The organism is Paraburkholderia acidisoli, from assembly GCF_009789675.1.
In the GTDB taxonomy this organism is placed as follows: domain Bacteria; phylum Pseudomonadota; class Gammaproteobacteria; order Burkholderiales; family Burkholderiaceae; genus Paraburkholderia; species Paraburkholderia acidisoli.
Genome location: NZ_CP046913.1, coordinates 2,074,496 through 2,090,894 on the forward strand (window position 1 = coordinate 2,074,496; position 16,399 = coordinate 2,090,894).

General features: G+C 63.9%; 13 protein-coding genes and 1 tRNA gene. 5 read left to right on the plus strand and 9 right to left on the minus strand.

Going from position 1 to position 16,399, the window contains the following annotated elements:
• Positions 1-43 precede the first annotated feature (43 nt).
• The 3 genes from folP to FAZ98_RS09040 form a co-directional block, all read right to left on the minus strand.
• Positions 44-871, minus strand: coding sequence for a dihydropteroate synthase (gene folP / locus FAZ98_RS09030; protein WP_158951928.1), 828 nt, complete (start codon positions 869-871; stop codon positions 44-46).
• Between the two features lie 228 nt (positions 872-1,099).
• Complete coding sequence (gene ftsH / locus FAZ98_RS09035) at positions 1,100-2,989, minus strand: ATP-dependent zinc metalloprotease FtsH (RefSeq protein WP_158950793.1); 1,890 nt, start codon at positions 2,987-2,989, stop codon at positions 1,100-1,102.
• A gap of 191 nt (positions 2,990-3,180) precedes the next feature.
• Positions 3,181-3,843, minus strand: coding sequence for an RlmE family RNA methyltransferase (locus FAZ98_RS09040; protein ID WP_158950795.1), 663 nt, complete (start codon positions 3,841-3,843; stop codon positions 3,181-3,183).
• Between the two features lie 301 nt (positions 3,844-4,144).
• Between FAZ98_RS09040 and FAZ98_RS09045 the strand changes: the two genes are divergently transcribed.
• On the plus strand, positions 4,145-4,690 hold the full coding sequence (locus FAZ98_RS09045; protein WP_158950797.1) for a YhbY family RNA-binding protein: 546 nt from the start codon (positions 4,145-4,147) through the stop codon (positions 4,688-4,690).
• 138 nt (positions 4,691-4,828) lie between these two features.
• Here FAZ98_RS09045 and FAZ98_RS09050 read toward each other — a convergent pair whose 3' ends face one another.
• The 6 genes from FAZ98_RS09050 to gloB all read right to left on the minus strand — a co-directional run bounded on the left by FAZ98_RS09050 (position 4,829) and on the right by gloB (position 13,840).
• Positions 4,829-5,308: a DUF4149 domain-containing protein gene (locus FAZ98_RS09050; RefSeq protein WP_199272325.1), complete on the minus strand. Its 480-nt coding sequence runs from the start codon at positions 5,306-5,308 to the stop codon at positions 4,829-4,831.
• Between the two features lie 57 nt (positions 5,309-5,365).
• Positions 5,366-5,842, minus strand: coding sequence for a transcription elongation factor GreA (gene greA, locus FAZ98_RS09055; RefSeq protein WP_158950799.1), 477 nt, complete (start codon positions 5,840-5,842; stop codon positions 5,366-5,368).
• A gap of 237 nt (positions 5,843-6,079) precedes the next feature.
• A complete protein-coding gene (carB, locus tag FAZ98_RS09060) occupies positions 6,080-9,334 on the minus strand; it encodes a carbamoyl-phosphate synthase large subunit (protein WP_158950801.1) in 3,255 nt (1,084 codons plus the stop codon).
• A 148-nt stretch (positions 9,335-9,482) separates the two neighbouring features.
• Positions 9,483-10,622, minus strand: a complete 1,140-nt coding sequence (carA, locus tag FAZ98_RS09065) for a glutamine-hydrolyzing carbamoyl-phosphate synthase small subunit (RefSeq protein WP_158950803.1) — start codon at positions 10,620-10,622, stop codon at positions 9,483-9,485.
• A gap of 576 nt (positions 10,623-11,198) precedes the next feature.
• Positions 11,199-12,863, minus strand: coding sequence for a transglycosylase SLT domain-containing protein (locus FAZ98_RS09070; RefSeq protein WP_158950806.1), 1,665 nt, complete (start codon positions 12,861-12,863; stop codon positions 11,199-11,201).
• Positions 12,864-13,018: 155 nt separating this feature from the next.
• Positions 13,019-13,840, minus strand: coding sequence for a hydroxyacylglutathione hydrolase (gene gloB / locus FAZ98_RS09075; protein WP_158950808.1), 822 nt, complete (start codon positions 13,838-13,840; stop codon positions 13,019-13,021).
• Positions 13,841-13,860: 20 nt separating this feature from the next.
• Between gloB and FAZ98_RS09080 the strand changes: the two genes are divergently transcribed.
• The 4 genes from FAZ98_RS09080 to FAZ98_RS09095 all read left to right on the plus strand — a co-directional run bounded on the left by FAZ98_RS09080 (position 13,861) and on the right by FAZ98_RS09095 (position 16,144).
• Positions 13,861-14,757, plus strand: a complete 897-nt coding sequence (locus FAZ98_RS09080) for a class I SAM-dependent methyltransferase (protein WP_158950810.1) — start codon at positions 13,861-13,863, stop codon at positions 14,755-14,757.
• Positions 14,754-15,203, plus strand: coding sequence for a ribonuclease HI (gene rnhA / locus FAZ98_RS09085; RefSeq protein ID WP_158950812.1), 450 nt, complete (start codon positions 14,754-14,756; stop codon positions 15,201-15,203). Before FAZ98_RS09080 ends, rnhA begins: the two co-directional genes overlap by 4 nt.
• 72 nt (positions 15,204-15,275) lie before the next feature.
• Positions 15,276-16,013 (plus strand): DNA polymerase III subunit epsilon, encoded by a 738-nt coding sequence (dnaQ, locus tag FAZ98_RS09090; RefSeq protein WP_158950814.1) that lies wholly within the window; start codon positions 15,276-15,278, stop codon positions 16,011-16,013.
• A 56-nt stretch (positions 16,014-16,069) separates the two neighbouring features.
• Positions 16,070-16,144, plus strand: a tRNA-Val gene (locus tag FAZ98_RS09095).
• Positions 16,145-16,399: the final 255 nt, after the last annotated feature.

Consider the following 16,399-nt stretch of genomic DNA (forward strand, 5'->3'; position numbering starts at 1 on the left):
CGATATCCGTCAGTCATGCCGCATCAATCCGCATCAATCCGCATTACGCGGGGCGCGCGCCCATCGCCTCACCCATCGCCTCATGCATTGCCGCCCACACTTTTAGCGCGTCGACTGTCGGCGCGACGTCGTGCACGCGGATGATGGCCGCGCCCCGCTCCGCCGCGCAGACCGCCGCCGCCACGCTCGCCGCGACGCGTTCGGGCGCGAGCCGGTTCACGAGCGCACCGAGCATCGACTTGCGCGACATGCCCGCGAGGATCGGATACGACGCGACGCCGGGCGCCACCTCGGGCGCGGTCTCGCGCAGATGCGCGAGCAGCGCGTAGTTGTGCTCGATCACCGCCTTGCCGAAGCCGAAGCCCGGATCGACGCTGATGCGCGCCTTCGCAACGCCCGCCGCCTCGAGTTCCGCGCAACGCGCGGCGAGGAACTCGCGCACCTCGCGCACGACATCGGCGTAATCGGGTTCGCCCAGCTGCATGGTTTGCGGCTCGCCGAGCATGTGCATGACGCACAGCCCGCAGTGGCTCTCGCGCACGGCGTCGATCGCACCGGGCATGCGAAAGCCCCAGATGTCGTTGACGAGATCGGCGCCCGCCGCGATCGCATGACGCATGACCTCGGGCTTGTACGTGTCCACCGAAAGCGGCACGTTCGCCCCCTTGAGCTTTTCCACGAGCGGAATCACGCGCTCGAGTTCTTCGTCCAGCGGCACGGGCGGCGCGCCGGGCCGCGTGGATTCGCCGCCGATATCGATGATGTCCACGCCGTCGCGCAACATCTGCTCCGCGCGGCGCAACGCGTCGTCGTATGCGATGTACTTGCCGCCGTCGGAAAACGAATCGGGTGTGGCGTTGAGAATGCCCATGACGAGCGGACGCTCGAACGTGAGCGTGAAACGGCCGCACGCGAGCGGTTGAGGCGGGAGATTACCTTGCGAACTGGGATTGGGCACGTCAAAAAACGTTAGAAGTGAAACGAGATGCGACAGCGCGAATTACGGCGTGCGTGCACGCCAGCAATGCGCCAGAAATACAAACGGGCCGATGTGAAGATTCACACCGGCCCGCGTTCAACTCAACTGCCTACCGCTCGATCAGGCCGGAGCGGTCGCGCTACCGGGCTTGACTTCGCTGCCTGCGCTGCCGCCCGAGCTGGGCGCATCGCCCTGCGACGGCGTGCTCTTCGGCGAGCGCGGCGGACGGCCGGCCATGATGTCGTTGATCTGGTCGGCGTCGATCGTTTCCCACTCCATCAGCGCCGCGGTCATGGCTTCGACCTTGTCGCGATTCTCGTCGAGCAGGCGCTTCGCGAGGTTGTACTGCTCGTCCAGCACGCGGCGGATTTCCGCGTCGACCTTCTGCTGCGTGGCTTCCGAAATGGCCCGCGTGAAGCCCTTGCCGAACGGACCGCCTTCGTTTTCGTCGTCGGCGTAGACCATCGGTCCGAGCGCGTCCGTCATGCCGAAACGCGTGACCATGGCGCGCGCCGTTTGCGTGGCCTTGTTGAAGTCGTCCGATGCCCCCGTGCTGATCAGGTTCATGAACAGCTCTTCCGCCACGCGACCGCCAAACAGAATGGCGAGACGATCCAGCAGGTAGTCCTTCGAATACGTTTCGTTGTCGTGTTCCGGCAACTGCCACGTTACGCCCAGCGCGCGACCGCGCGGAATGATCGTGACCTTGTGCACCGGATCGGCCTTCGGCAACAGCTTGGCGATGACCGCGTGACCCGACTCGTGGTACGCCGTGGCGCGCTTCGCTTCTTCGCGGATCACGGCCGACTTGCGCTCCGGACCCATGAAGATCTTGTCCTTCGCGTCTTCGAAGTCCTGCATTTCGACGATGCGCTTGCCGCGACGCGCCGCGAACAGCGCCGCTTCGTTCACGAGGTTCGCGAGATCGGCGCCCGAGAAGCCCGGCGTGCCGCGCGCGATGACCGCTGCGTCCACGTCGTTGGCGATCGGCACCTTGCGCAGGTGGACCTTCATGATCTGCTCACGGCCGCGGATGTCGGGCAGACCGACATAGACCTGACGGTCGAAACGGCCGGGGCGCAGCAGCGCCTTGTCGAGCACGTCCGAACGGTTCGTGGCCGCGATCACGATGACGCCCGAGTTCGCCTCGAAGCCGTCCATTTCCACCAGCATCTGGTTCAGCGTTTGTTCGCGTTCGTCGTTGCCGCCGCCCATGCCGGCGCCGCGATGGCGACCGACCGCGTCGATTTCGTCGATGAACACGATACACGGCGCATGCTTCTTGGCTTGCTCGAACATGTCGCGCACGCGGGCCGCGCCCACGCCGACGAACATTTCCACGAAGTCCGAACCCGAGATGCTGAAGAACGGCACTTTCGCTTCACCGGCGATCGCGCGTGCCAGCAGCGTCTTACCGGTACCCGGAGGGCCGACCAGCAGAACGCCGCGCGGAATGCGCCCGCCCAGCTTCTGGAATTTTTGCGGATCGCGCAGGAAGTCGACGAGTTCCGAGACTTCTTCCTTCGCTTCGTCGCAGCCCGCGACGTCGGAGAAGTTCACCGCGTTGTTGTTTTCGTCGATCAACCGCGCTCGCGATTTACCGAACGAGAACGCCCCGCCTTTGCCGCCCCCCTGCATCTGCCTCATCATGTAGAACCAGAACACGATGATAAGGATGGTTGGCCCGAGGTAGTACAGCGCCGAGACGAGCGCGTTGGGCTCTTCGTCAGCCTTGCCGCTCACCTGCACGTTGTACTTCATCAGGTCGCCGACCATCCAGATGTCGCCGGGAGAGACGATCTGGTATTTCTGGCCGTCCGCCGGAGTGACCGTGAGGTTCCGCCCCTGCACCACGACGCTCTTGACCTTGCCGTTCTTCGCGTCGTCCATGAACTGCGAATAGGAAACGCCTTCCTGGACACGGGGCTTGTCGAACTGCTTGAACACCGTAAACAGCACCAGTGCGATCACCAACCACACTGCTGCCTTCGAAAACATGTTGTTGTTCAAAGCACCACTCCTTCACTCATAGACGGGCGCCTACATTTGCCTTGCGGCACCACCAAAGCATTCTAATCCAGTACACGGACCCCTGCCATAACGTTTCGCTACCACAGGAATAGTCACAGCGCCTTGTCAGGACCGCGTTTCGCACCCGTTGCACGGTTCGCCGGCGCCCTTGTACCGTAATCATGCCCCGTTTAACCGGGATGCTTCAGTTGTTTGCCCAATATAAACGTTTCAGCCGATTTGTCGCGCGAAGCTTTCGGTTTGCGCGCGGCCACGATTTTGAACTGATGCTTGAATTTTTCGACGATCTGACTGTAACCGCTGCCGTGGAAGCACTTCACCAAAAGGGCCCCATCCGGTTTCAGATGATTCTGCGAAAACTCGAGCGCGAGATCACACACGTGTTCGATACGCGCCGCGTCTGCGGACGCGACCCCGGAGAGATTGGGCGCCATATCCGAAATTACAAGGTCCACGGGGCGGCCGCCCACCAATTCTTCGAGTTGCGCGAGCACGCTGTCTTCGCGGAAGTCGCCCTGGAGAAATTGCACATCGGCGACCGGTTCCATCGGCAGGAGGTCGAGCGCGATGATGGTGCCGTCGATACCGCCCTGCCGCTCCGCGTCGCGCTTCGTGCTCTGCGCGAGCTTGTTGCGCGCGTACTGGCTCCAGCTGCCCGGCGCCGCGCCGAGATCCACGATCACCATGCCCGGGCGGATCAGCTTGTCCTGCTCGTCGATCTCCTTGAGCTTGTACGCGGCGCGCGCGCGATAGCCTTCCCGCTGCGCGAGTTTCACGTACGGATCGTTGATGTGGTCGTGCAGCCACGACGTGTTGAAGCGATTTTTTGCCATTAAAGATGAACAGTTGCTGCGTGAAACCGCGCTTTTGGCGGATAATACGCGTTTTATTCGTGCGGCCGTCGCGGCCCGCCGGGCCGGAAGTCGTTACCGCGGTGGTCCACCGCGTCTCAGGCTTCCGCAGGCGTTGATTCCCGCGCCACGCCGTTCCCCACGGTTTTCCGTTGTTCCGCTGCGCCCGCGAGCCGGTCTGTCATGCACAGACCCCGGCGACGCCCGGCCCGAAGGTTTCGCCTCCGGCCCCTGGCCGTCGCGCCACGCGGCGCCGTTATTTTAGTCGAGTCTGCCACATCCCATGCCCGCCCTTTCCATTACTGCCGAACAGCGTTCCGCCCTTCGCTCCGAAGCTCACGCGCTCAAACCGGTCGTGCTCATCGGCGCCGAGGGACTGACCGACGCGGTCCTCAAGGAAATCAAGGTCCACCTCGACGCGCACCAGCTCATCAAGATTCGCGTGTTCGGCGACGAGCGCGAAGAGCGTATCGCCATTTACGAAGAAATCTGCGACCGCCTGGGCGCCGCGCCCATCCAGCACATCGGCAAGCTGCTCGTGATCTGGAAGCCCGAAGCGCCGAAGTCGTCGACCACCACCGCGCGCGCCGGCGCGCGCGGCACCGTCACGCGCCCTTCCGCCGACGTGCCGAGCGCGCGCGAAGCCGGCAAACGCGGCGCCTCGCCGCGCGTGGTCAAGGTCGTGAAGCCCAGCGAAAACCCCATGCGCAAGCCGAAGGCGCAGCGGGTCACCGTCAAGGGCAACGAACGCGTCACGCAAGGCGGCAACATCAAGCGCGCCAAGAAGCGTCAGACCAGCTCGAAGCGCGGCCATCAGAACACGAAATGAGCACGAAGTAAGCGCCAAATAAGCGCGATCCGCTTCAAGCAAAAAACGCGGCCATCGAGCCGCGCTTTTTTTCGCGCCGTGCTTTCGTACGATGCCGAGGCCAACCTGGGGCACGGCGCCGCCCGGAGCTGGCGCGGCTCAGCCGCGCGCCACTGCCGCCGACACCCGCGCCGAAGGCAGCAGCCAGACGAGCCAGGCGCCCAGCAGGCTCTCCACCAGATAGAACACGCTCGACACCCCGTGCAGCATGCCGAAGCGGCTCGCGTACGGCGAACTCGCCACGTCCATGCCCGCGCTCATGGCGGCCATGCGCAGTTCGTTCATGTACGGCTGCAACGCGAAATAGCCGACCAACACGCACAGCAGCATGGCGGCGAGTATCCAGCGCAAGCGCCGGTAGCCTACGGCGCCACGCCGCGCGAGCACGTTCGAGAGCCCGAGCAGCAGCACGCCGCACACCACGCCGATGATGCCTTCGATCATGAAGAGCTGCGCGGCGATCCCGCCGGCCACCACGCGTTCGAGCGAGGCGAACACGACGGGCGCGACCGCGTAGCCGATGGTCAGCTGACTGCCGACCCACAGCATGGCGATAAGCCCGAACAAGCGGTGCGGCACGAGGGAAACCGGCAGTGCGGCACCCGTGGAAGTGACGGAACTCACGTGCGCCGCCCCTTAGACGTAGCGAACCTCGATGACCTCGTACTCGCGCACGCCGCCCGGTGCCTGCACCTCGGCGACGTCGCCTTCCGACTTGCCGATCAGCGCGCGCGCGATGGGCGAGCTGACCGAGATCAGGCCGTGCTCGAGATCGGCTTCGTCGTCGCCGACGATCTGGTACGTGACGGTCTTGCCCGACTCGAGGTCTTCGAGATCGATGGTGGAACCGAACACGATGCGGCCGTCGGCTTCCAGCGTGGACGGGTCGATCACCTGCGCGGCGGCGAGCTTCGACTCGATTTCGGCGATACGGCCTTCGATAAAGCCCTGCTTTTCCTTCGCGGCATCGTATTCCGCGTTTTCCGAGAGATCGCCCTGCGCGCGCGCTTCGGCGATCGAATTGATGACCGCCGGACGCTCGACGGACTTCAGGTGTTGCAGTTCTCCGCGAAGCTGCTCCGCACCGCGCTTGGTCAAGGGAATCGTGCTCATAAACAACTCGTGTAACCGGTTAATGCCCCGTTTGGACCCTGATTCGGTCCAGCGTGGGACTTTTGGGCCGCCATGACAATCAGGGCGGCCAAAAAAAATCACCGCGGTTAAGTGCATTCCGCCAAGGCGGCCGCGCTATGCGAGCGCAGCCTCGAAACCCTGTTGGAACGCCGCTTAACCGCGGCACATTCAGCTAGTCAGCCTGTCTCGTGACAAATTAGACAGACGATGGAAGCCTTAGTTTAGGCGAGCATGGAGGCCTTGTAAATCATAGACTTCCAGGTTCTTCAGGTAACGCAGGCCCTCGACGGCCGCGCGCGCGCCCGACATCGTGGTGTAGTACGTGACCTTGTTCGCCTGTGCGCTCATGCGGATCGAGCGCGAATCGGCGATCGCCGCGCGGGTTTCGTCGACGGTCGTGAAGACCAGCGAAATCTCGCCGTTCTTGATCATGTCGACAATGTGCGGACGGCCGTCCTTCACCTTGTTGACGACCTTGACCGGCACGCCGGCCGCTTCGATCGCGGCGGCGGTGCCGCGCGTGGCGACCAGCGCGTAACCGAGTTCGTGCAGCATGCGCGCGACTTCGACGGCCTTCGGCTTGTCCGAATCCATCACCGTGATGAACACCGTGCCCGATTCCGGCAGACGCGAACCGGCCGCGAGCTGCGACTTGAACAGCGCTTCACCGAAGGTCTTGCCCACGCCCATGACTTCGCCGGTCGAACGCATTTCGGGTCCGAGCACCGGGTCGACCGCCGGGAACTTGATGAACGGGAACACCGCTTCCTTCACGCTGAAGTACGGCGGAATCACTTCCTTCGTCACGCCCTGCTCCGCCAGCTTCTGGCCGACCATCGCGCGCGCCGCGATTTTCGCGAGCGGCAGGCTGGTTGCCTTCGAGACGTACGGCACCGTGCGCGACGCGCGCGGATTCACTTCCAGCACGTAAATGACGTCCTTCTTCGAGCCATCGTCCTGCGGCACCTGCTGGATCGCGAACTGCACGTTCATCAGGCCGACCACGTTCAGCGCCTTGGCCATGGCGGCCGTCTGACGCTTGAGTTCGGCGATCGTTTCCTGCGAGAGCGAGTACGGCGGCAGCGAGCAAGCCGAGTCGCCCGAGTGCACGCCCGCCTGTTCGATGTGCTCCATCACGCCGCCGATGAACACGTCCGTGCCATCCGAAATGCAGTCCACGTCACATTCGATCGCGTCGTTCAGGAAGCGGTCGAGCAGCACCGGCGAGTCGTTCGACACCTTCACGGCCTCGCGCATGTAGCGTTCGAGGTCGCGCGGCTCGTGGACGATTTCCATGGCGCGGCCGCCCAGCACGTACGACGGACGCACGACCAGCGGATAGCCGATTTCGTCGGCGAGCTTGAGTGCTTCGTCTTCGGCGCGCGCGGTGCGGTTCGGCGGCTGGCGCAGGTTCAGGTCCTGCAGCAGCTTCTGGAAGCGTTCGCGGTCTTCGGCCGCGTCGATCATGTCCGGCGACGTACCGACGATGGGCACGCCGTTCGCCTCCAGATCCAGCGCGAGCTTCAGCGGCGTCTGACCGCCGTACTGCACGATCACGCCAACCGGCTTTTCCAGGTCGACGATTTCGAGCACGTCTTCGAGCGTCAGCGACTCGAAGTACAGGCGGTCGGACGTGTCGTAGTCGGTCGAAACGGTTTCCGGGTTGCAGTTGACCATGATCGTTTCATAGCCGTCTTCGCGCATGGCGAGCGCGGCGTGCACGCAGCAGTAGTCGAACTCGATACCCTGGCCGATCCGGTTCGGGCCGCCGCCCAGCACCATGATCTTCTTGTTGGTGGTCGGGTTCGCTTCGCACTCTTCCTCGTAGGTCGAGTACATATAGGCGGTCTTCGTGGCGAACTCGGCCGCGCAGGTGTCCACGCGCTTGTAGACCGGGCGCACGTTCAGCTCGATACGGCGCTTGCGCACGTCAGTCTGCGTGCTGCCGAGCAGCTTCGCCAGACGGCGATCCGAGAAACCGCTCTGCTTGAGGTAGCGCAGCTCGTCCTTCGAAAGGCTTTCGAGCGTGCGGCCCTTGCAGGCCTCTTCCTTCTTGATGATTTCCTCGATCTGCGCGAGGAACCACGGGTCGATCGCGGTTTCTTCGAAGATCTCTTCGCGCGTCATGCCCACGCGGAATGCGTCGCCCACGTACCAGATGCGGTCCGGACCGGCTTCGCCGATCTCGCGGATGATCTCGTCGCGGCTCGTGGTCTTCTCGTCCAGACCGTCGACGCCCACTTCCAGACCGCGCAGCGCCTTCTGGAACGATTCCTGGAACGTGCGGCCGATCGCCATCACTTCGCCCACCGACTTCATCTGCGTCGTGAGGCGCGAATCGGCTTCGCGGAACTTCTCGAACGCGAAACGCGGAATCTTGGTGACGACGTAGTCGATGGTCGGCTCGAACGAGGCCGGCGTGGCGCCGCCCGTGATTTCGTTCTTCAGCTCGTCGAGCGTGTAGCCCACGGCCAGCTTGGCCGCGACCTTGGCGATCGGGAAGCCCGTGGCCTTCGACGCCAGCGCCGACGAACGCGACACGCGCGGGTTCATTTCGATCACGATCATGCGACCCGTTTGCGGGTCGATCGAGAACTGCACGTTCGAACCGCCCGTGTCCACGCCGATTTCGCGCAGCACCGCCAGCGAAGCGTCGCGCAGGATCTGGTATTCCTTGTCCGTGAGCGTTTGCGCCGGCGCGACCGTGATCGAGTCGCCGGTGTGGATGCCCATCGGGTCCAGGTTTTCGATCGAGCACACGATGATGCAGTTGTCCGCCTTGTCGCGAACCACTTCCATCTCGTATTCCTTCCAGCCGAGCAGCGACTCTTCGATCAGCAGTTCGCGCGTGGGCGACAGATCGAGACCGCGCTTGCAGATCTCTTCGAATTCTTCGCGGTTGTACGCGATGCCGCCGCCCGAGCCGCCGAGCGTGAACGACGGACGGATCACGACCGGATAGCCGCCCGTGCCGGTGAATTCGGCGATCTCGCCTTGCACCTTGAGCGCTTCTTCCATCGAATGCGCGACGCCCGACTTCGCCGAACCGAGACCGATCTTGGTCATCGCGTCCTTGAACTTCTGGCGGTCCTCGGCCTTGTCGATGGCTTCCGGCGAAGCGCCGATCAGTTCGACGTTGTACTTCGTCAGCACGCCATGGTGGTGCAGGTCGAGCGCGCAGTTCAGCGCGGTCTGGCCGCCCATCGTCGGCAGGATCGCGTCCGGGCGCTCCTTCTCGATGATGCGCTCCACCACTTCCCACGTGATCGGCTCGATGTAGGTCACGTCGGCCGTGTTCGGGTCGGTCATGATCGTCGCCGGATTGCTGTTGACGAGGATGACCTTGTAGCCTTCTTCACGCAGCGCCTTGCACGCCTGCGCGCCCGAATAATCGAACTCGCACGCCTGGCCGATGATGATCGGACCCGCGCCGATAATGAGAATGCTCTTGATGTCTGTCCGCTTGGGCATAACGCTCTCGCTAAATATTCCTGTGTCTTTACGTCTGACGGCGTGCCGATGTTCTGGCTCGCCGCCCGGGTGCGCGCGTGGGCCGGGTTGTGCTCCGGCTCGCTGCGCCCCTGCTCTGCTCTTGCCGCGCGTTCCTTGCAGGCGGCGCTTACGCGGCCTTCGCCTTGTCCATCAACGCCGTGAAGCGATCGAACAGATAGCCGATATCCTGCGGGCCCGGCGACGCTTCCGGGTGACCCTGGAAGCAGAACGCGGGCTTGTCGATCAGCTCGAAGCCTTGCAGCGTGCCGTCGAACAGCGAAACGTGCGTGACGCGCGCATTCGCGGGCAGCGTGGCGGCGTCCACGGCGAAGCCGTGGTTTTGCGACGTGATGACCACGCGGCCGTCGGCCAGATCCTTGACCGGATGGTTCGCGCCGTGGTGGCCCGTCTTCATCTTGAGCGTCTTCGCACCGACCGCGAGGCCCATGATCTGGTGACCGAGGCAGATGCCGAACGTCGGGATGCCGCGCTCGATGAACGCCTTGGCCGCCTTGATCGCGTAATCGCACGGTTCCGGGTCGCCGGGACCGTTCGAGAGGAACACGCCGTCCGGGTTCAGCGCGAGCGCGTCTTCCGCGCTCGCCTGCGCCGGCAACACCGTCACTTCGCAGCCGCGCTCGGCGAGCATGCGCAGGATGTTCTGCTTCACGCCGTAGTCGAACGCAACGACCTTGTACTTAGGCGCCGACTGCGTGCGATAGCCTTCGCCCAGACGCCATTCGGTGGTGTTCCACGAGTAGGTTTTTTCCGTCGACACGACCTTGGCCAGGTCCATGCCCGCGAGACCCGGGAACGAGCGCGCGAGTTCGATGGCTTTGGCTTCGTCGTCGGAGCCGGCGAGGATCGCGCCGTTCTGCGCGCCCTTGTCGCGCAGGATACGCGTGAGCTTGCGCGTGTCGATACCGGCGATGGCGACCACGCCTTCGTCCTGGAGATACTGGCCGAGCGTGCGCTCCATGCGGAAGTTCGAGGCGAGCGCGGGCAGGTCGCGGATGATCAGACCGGCGGCATGGACTTTCGTGGCTTCGACGTCTTCGGCATTGACGCCGACATTGCCGATATGCGGATACGTGAGGGTGACGATCTGGCGAGCGTAGCTCGGGTCGGTCAGGATTTCCTGATAACCGGTGATGGCCGTGTTGAACACGACTTCACCGATCGTATGACCCGGCGCGCCAATCGAGTAACCACGAAAGACCGTGCCGTCGGCGAGCGCGAGCAGAGCGGGAGAGAATAACGGCAACACGGGAGACTCCTTGGGGGAGCACCCTGTGCCGACCTGTTGTCCGACGTTGCGATCTTGCGACCTGAGAGCGGCTGCGGCGTCGGCATCGTCGCCCGGAAAGGACGGGATGCGCGCGCGGCTCGCTCTTACGCGACTTGTTCGTGCGGTTGGCTCTGCATTTCAGCTTCAGGCGCCTGGCCACGAGTGCGCGTTTGTGACGCGAATTCGGGCGGCAGCCGGCCAGATTGACGACAAGTGCGGGCGGCGGATGAACGGATGGGGGAGGTAGGCGCTAGGGTGCGGGTTGATAAGCTCAAACCTTGAAATTATAGCGCGAAAGTCACCTTTCCTTCAAATTTCAGGACGACGCGGACGACTTATCCCGAAATGTCACGCGTTTATCCGGCCCTTTTAGGCGGCCCTTTTAGGCGGCCGCTGCGTGACGGCAAGACCCGCTGGAAAACCTTCGACAAAACCGCCGCACCAACGAAAACGCCGCCACCTGGCGGGGTGACGGCGTCAAGAAGAAAAGTGATCGGAGCGAAATCAACATGCGCTGCCCCCGCAACGCATGAGGTGAGCACCCTTCGTCAGCCGCTATCTGGATTTGTGCTTCTGCGCGTGGGTTTCGGCCTTCGGGCGGCTCGCCGTACCCTTCGACGCCTTGCTGGGCGCTGCGCTGGAAGCCTTGGCCTTGACCGGTTCGGAAACCTTGACCACTTCGGTGCGCGCGCGACCGTGCTTCTTATCGTAGCGCGACTTCGGCCCCGTGTCTGCAATCCGGGTGCCAATTCGCTGCACACCACCGCCAGAAACGTTCGTTGCCAGACGCTCGGGACCCGGCTCCGCGGGCATGACCTTGTTCACCGGCACGTGCAGCACCAAAACCTGACCCGGCGTGACGAGGTCGCGGCGCGTCTTGTTCCAGGCTTTCAACTGACCGAGCGAGACGCCATAACGGCTCGCGACCAGTTCCATGGACTGCTTGCGGCGCACGCGAATCAGCATCTTGCGCGTGTCGGGCACGTCCGGCTCCATGGCCAGCACGGCGCTCTCCGCCACGTCGGCGCTGATGTCCTCGTCGTCGTTGTCGTCGGTGCGCGGCACCACGAGCGTCGAACCCGGCTTCAGGCGCATGCCGGCCGGAATCTTGTTCACCGACATCAAGGTGTCCGCATCCACGCCGATCTTCTGGGCGATGGCCGCGGGCGTGGCGCGCGAGTCGGTCGTGTAGACGGTCCACGACGAAAGCTGGCCCGAATACGACTTGAGATTGCGCTCGAACGCGCTCGCGTTATCGAACGGCAGCAGGATTTGCGGATCCGTCGCGCCCAGGATGACCGGCTTCTTGAACGACGGATTGAGCGAGCGGAACTCGTCGGTCGTCATGTTCGCGAGCTTGGCCGCCACGTCCACGTCGATGTCGTGCGAGGTGGTGACCGTGACGAAATACGGGTGGTTCGGAATGGACGGCAGCGAGAGCCCGTATTGCTGCGGGTTCATCACGATGTTCTTGACGGCCTGGAGCTTCGGCACGTAGTTGCGCGTCTCGTTGGGCATGCGCAGGCTCTGGTAATCCGTGGGCAGCCCCGCCGCCTCGTTGCGCGCGATGGCGCGCTGCACGTTACCCTCGCCCCAGTTGTAGGCCGCGAGCGCGAGATACCAGTCGCCGAACATGTCATGCAGACGCGAGAGGTAGTCGAGCGCGGCGCTGGTGGACGCCAGCACGTCGCGGCGCTCGTCCTGCCACATGTTCTGCTTGAGGTTGTAGGTTTTGCCCGTGCCCGGCACGAACTGCCACATGCCGGCGGCCTTCGCGACCGACAGCGCCTGCGGGTTGTACGCCGACTCGATAAAGGGCAGCAGCGCCAGCTCGGTGGGCATATGACGCGCCTCGAGCTCTTCGACGATGTGATAGAGGTACTTCTGCGAGCGTTCGGTCATGCGTGCGACGTAGTCGGGACGCTGCGCGTACCAGTTCGCGTTCATGTCGACGAGATCGCTTTGCAGATCCGGCATCTGGAAGCCGCGACGAATGCGCGCCCAGAGGTCGGCGTCGGGACTCGTGAGCTGGTCGACCGAGCTTTGGTCGACGTTGATGGTTTCCTTCGCTGCGGAGGTCTTGCGGATGAGGTCGGCGTTGGCCTGAGCGTTCGCCTGTGCTGCGGGCGTTAGGGAATTGGCTGAGTTACTCGCGTTGGGGCCCTCGCTCGCACAGGCGGCAAGCATGAGGACCAGCAGCGCACTTAATATGAATCGCATGAAAATCTACTTCCGCATGGCTGGAATTTGCAGCCGATAGTACGGAACGCGCCAACTTACGTCAATCGGAATTATTGGAAAAAAACCCATGCAAATCCGCAGCTTGGCCGCGATTCCATACTTTTGCCTTGAGCATCCCCTTGCGTGCGTACGGGTTAGCGGAAACGATTTTTCCACTCGCGCATGAGCGTGAAGGCCGCAAGCCGATCCGGCACCGATTCGTGCAGCGCTTCGGTGAGCGCCGCCTGGACGGCCGCATCACCGGCGCGCAGGAAAGGATTGACGGCGCGCTCATGCGCAATGGTGGTGGGAAGTGTGGGCAAACCTTGCTCGCGCAGCGCGGCGGCGTCGCGGCTCCAGTCTTGCAACGCGGAATTTTCGGGGTCGCACGCGAGCGCAAACCGGATGTTCGACAACGTATATTCGTGCGCGCAGTGCACCTGCGTGTTGCCGGGCAGCGCCGCGAGCCCGTCGAGCGAGGTCAGCATCTGCGTGGGCGTGCCCTCGAAGAGCCGACCGCAGCCGCAGGCGAACAGCGTGTCGCCGCAAAAAAGATGCGGCGTGCCGTGCGGGTCGGCCTCCTGGAAGTACGCAATATGGCCGCGCGTATGGCCGGGCACGTCGAGCACGGAAAAATCGAGCGCGGGCGCTTTCAGATGCACCGACTGGCCGCCGTGCACGCGCGTGACGTACGGATCGAGCGAGCCGAGCGCCTCGCCGGCCGGCCCGTAGACAGGCACGCGCTCGCCGGCGAGCAACTCCGCCACACCGCCGACGTGGTCGTTGTGATGATGGGTGAGTAAAATAGCGCTGAGCCGCCAGCCGCGTTTCGCCAGATAGGCGCGCACCGGCGCGGCGTCGCCCGGGTCGACCGCCACGGCATTGCGGCCGTCCGACACGACCCAGATGTAATTGTCTTCAAAAGCCGGAACCGGTACGTATTCGCAGGAAGATGCGTACTCAAGCGGACTCTTCATGGGGCGACGAACTCTTCGACATGTCTGACCGAACGATTATAGACTGGCCCGCCTGGACGGCCTCGCCGGCTGGAAGGTACGTGCTCGACTGGGAGCAGGAACAACTCGACCGCGTGGTGTCGAACGTGTTCGGCTACCATGCGCTCCAGCTCGGCCTGCCGCAACTCGACGCGCTGCGCGAGAACCGCATGCCGTGCCGCGGGCTCGTGCTCGACGCCGCCAGCGCGGCCAGCGCGCCTTACAGCGTGCCGGGCACGCACGCCCATGGCATGAACGGCGCCTTCAACGGCACGGCGGCCGGGCTCGCGCACGAGCGCGCGAACGGTTTTCACGCCGCGAGCGGCGGCCCGGCGCTGCACGCGCCAGCCGGGCGCAGCACGGTCTGGTGCGATCTGCTCGACCTGCCCTTCGAGGCACAGAGCGTCGACCTGATCGTGATGCCGCACACGCTCGAATTCACGAGCGATCCGCATCGGCTGCTGCGCGAAGCGGAACGCGTGCTGATGCCCGAGGGTCAATTGCTGATCGTCGGCTTCAACTCGCTATCGCTCTGGGGCGCGCGACAATCGGTCGCAAAACTCACCGGCCATCCGTTCCTGCCCGCCAGCCAGGACCTGATCGCCTTTACCCGGTTGAAAGACTGGATCAAGCTGCTCGGTTTCGAGCTTGAGCGCGGGCGCTTCGGCTGCTATCGTCCGCCGCTCGCCACCGACCAGTGGCTCGGCCGCTATGGCTTCATGGAAGCCGCGGGCGATCGCTGGTGGCCCATTTTCGGCGCGATTTATATGGTCACGGCGATCAAACGCGTGCGCGGCATGCGTCTGATCGGACCGCGCAAGGTCAAGAAGGCCGTGCTGGCGCCAAGTCTCAAGGCGGCCGCCACCACGCCCTCACCCACACGCAACAAGGACTCATGAGCTCACCCGACTTCGTCGAAATCTTCACCGACGGCGCCTGCAAGGGCAATCCCGGCCCCGGCGGCTGGGGCGCGCTGCTGCGCTTCGGCGCCCAGGAAAAGGAACTGTTTGGCGGCGAAGCCAACACGACCAACAACCGCATGGAGCTGATGGCGGTGATCGCCGCGCTCGACGCGCTCAAACGACCGTGCAAGGTGATCGTGCACACCGACTCGCAATACGTGCAGAAAGGCATCAGCGAGTGGATTCACGGCTGGAAGAAGAAGAACTGGATGACGGCAGCGAAAACGCCGGTCAAGAACGACGACCTGTGGAAGCGCCTCGACGCCGCCGTCGCGCAACACGAGGTGGAGTGGCGCTGGGTGAAAGGCCACGCCGGCCATCCGGAGAACGAGCGCGCCGACGCGCTCGCGAACCGCGGCGTCGCCACACTCGCCGAACTCTGAACGCCAGGCGTTTTTTGTTCGCCGCCTTAGCCTCCATTCCCGCGTAACCCGCACGAACTCGCGATACCCGACATGCGCCAGATCATTCTCGATACCGAAACAACCGGCCTGAACGCCCGCACCGGCGACCGCATCATCGAAATCGGCTGCGTCGAACTCGTGAACCGCCGCCTGACCGGCAACAACCTGCACTTCTACGTGAACCCGGAACGCGACAGCGATCCCGGCGCGCTCGCGGTGCACGGCCTCACGACCGAGTTTCTCGCCGACAAACCGAAGTTCGCCGAAGTCGCGGGCGAGATCCTCGACTTCATCAGCGGCGCGGACATCATCATCCACAACGCGCCATTCGACATCGGCTTTCTCGACGCCGAACTCGCGCTGCTCGGCAAGCCCAACTTCAAGACGCACTGCGGCGAGGTGATCGACACGCTCGTGCAGGCCAAGCAGATTTTCCCCGGCAAGCGCAATTCGCTCGACGCGCTGTGCGACCGCTTCGGCATCAGCAACGCGCACCGCACGCTGCACGGCGCCCTGCTCGACTCGGAACTGCTCGCGGAAGTCTATCTGGCGATGACGCGTGGCCAGGAGAGCCTCGTCATCGACATGCTGGGCGAGTCGGCGCAAGCGGGCTCCGTGGCTGCGCCGCGCGTGAAGCTCGACTCGATCGAGTTGCCCGTGATTCTCGCGAACGACGACGAACTCGCCGCGCACAGCGCCGTGCTCGACGGTCTCGACAAGGCCGTGAAGGGGACTTCGGTGTGGCGCACGGAGCCGGTCGCGGCCGAAGCGATCGCCGCCGCTGAATAAATTGCTTAAAGGGGCTTTACAAGATCGAAAATGCCCGGCATAATCTGAATCTCTTCGGGTGGTTAGCTCAGCGGTAGAGCACTGCCTTCACACGGCAGGGGTCACAGGTTCAATCCCTGTACCACCCACCAGAATTCCTGGTGTTGGTAACGACAAACACCGAAGAATAAAAGGCCTCGTTGCGAAAGCAACGAGGCCTTTGCTTTGCGGCGCGAGATGCGAACCGGCGATTCGCCTCGATCCCACCCAACGCCACAACGCCCCCACCCGCCTCAGGATTTCCCTGCCCTACCCGCCCTGGGTGGTTGCCCGGCCTCGCCCCTCTCCTACCGTAGCATCAGATCACACACGATCCGCCTCGGCTCGCTCCGCGCGGACAAGGAGAC

What these genes read in the sequence shown, in the direction of transcription:
- folP (WP_158951928.1), bottom strand. Translation starts at nt 871, where the DNA reads ATGGGCATTCTCAACGCCACACCCGATTCGTTTTCCGACGGCGGCAAG.
- FAZ98_RS09040 (WP_158950795.1), bottom strand. Translation starts at nt 3,843, where the DNA reads ATGGCAAAAAATCGCTTCAACACGTCGTGGCTGCACGACCACATCAAC.
- FAZ98_RS09045 (WP_158950797.1), top strand. Translation starts at nt 4,145, where the DNA reads ATGCCCGCCCTTTCCATTACTGCCGAACAGCGTTCCGCCCTTCGCTCC.
- greA (WP_158950799.1), bottom strand. Translation starts at nt 5,842, where the DNA reads ATGAGCACGATTCCCTTGACCAAGCGCGGTGCGGAGCAGCTTCGCGGA.
- carB (WP_158950801.1), bottom strand. Translation starts at nt 9,334, where the DNA reads ATGCCCAAGCGGACAGACATCAAGAGCATTCTCATTATCGGCGCGGGT.
- FAZ98_RS09070 (WP_158950806.1), bottom strand. Translation starts at nt 12,863, where the DNA reads ATGCGATTCATATTAAGTGCGCTGCTGGTCCTCATGCTTGCCGCCTGT.
- gloB (WP_158950808.1), bottom strand. Translation starts at nt 13,840, where the DNA reads ATGAAGAGTCCGCTTGAGTACGCATCTTCCTGCGAATACGTACCGGTT.
- FAZ98_RS09080 (WP_158950810.1), top strand. Translation starts at nt 13,861, where the DNA reads ATGTCTGACCGAACGATTATAGACTGGCCCGCCTGGACGGCCTCGCCG.
- rnhA (WP_158950812.1), top strand. Translation starts at nt 14,754, where the DNA reads ATGAGCTCACCCGACTTCGTCGAAATCTTCACCGACGGCGCCTGCAAG.
- dnaQ (WP_158950814.1), top strand. Translation starts at nt 15,276, where the DNA reads ATGCGCCAGATCATTCTCGATACCGAAACAACCGGCCTGAACGCCCGC.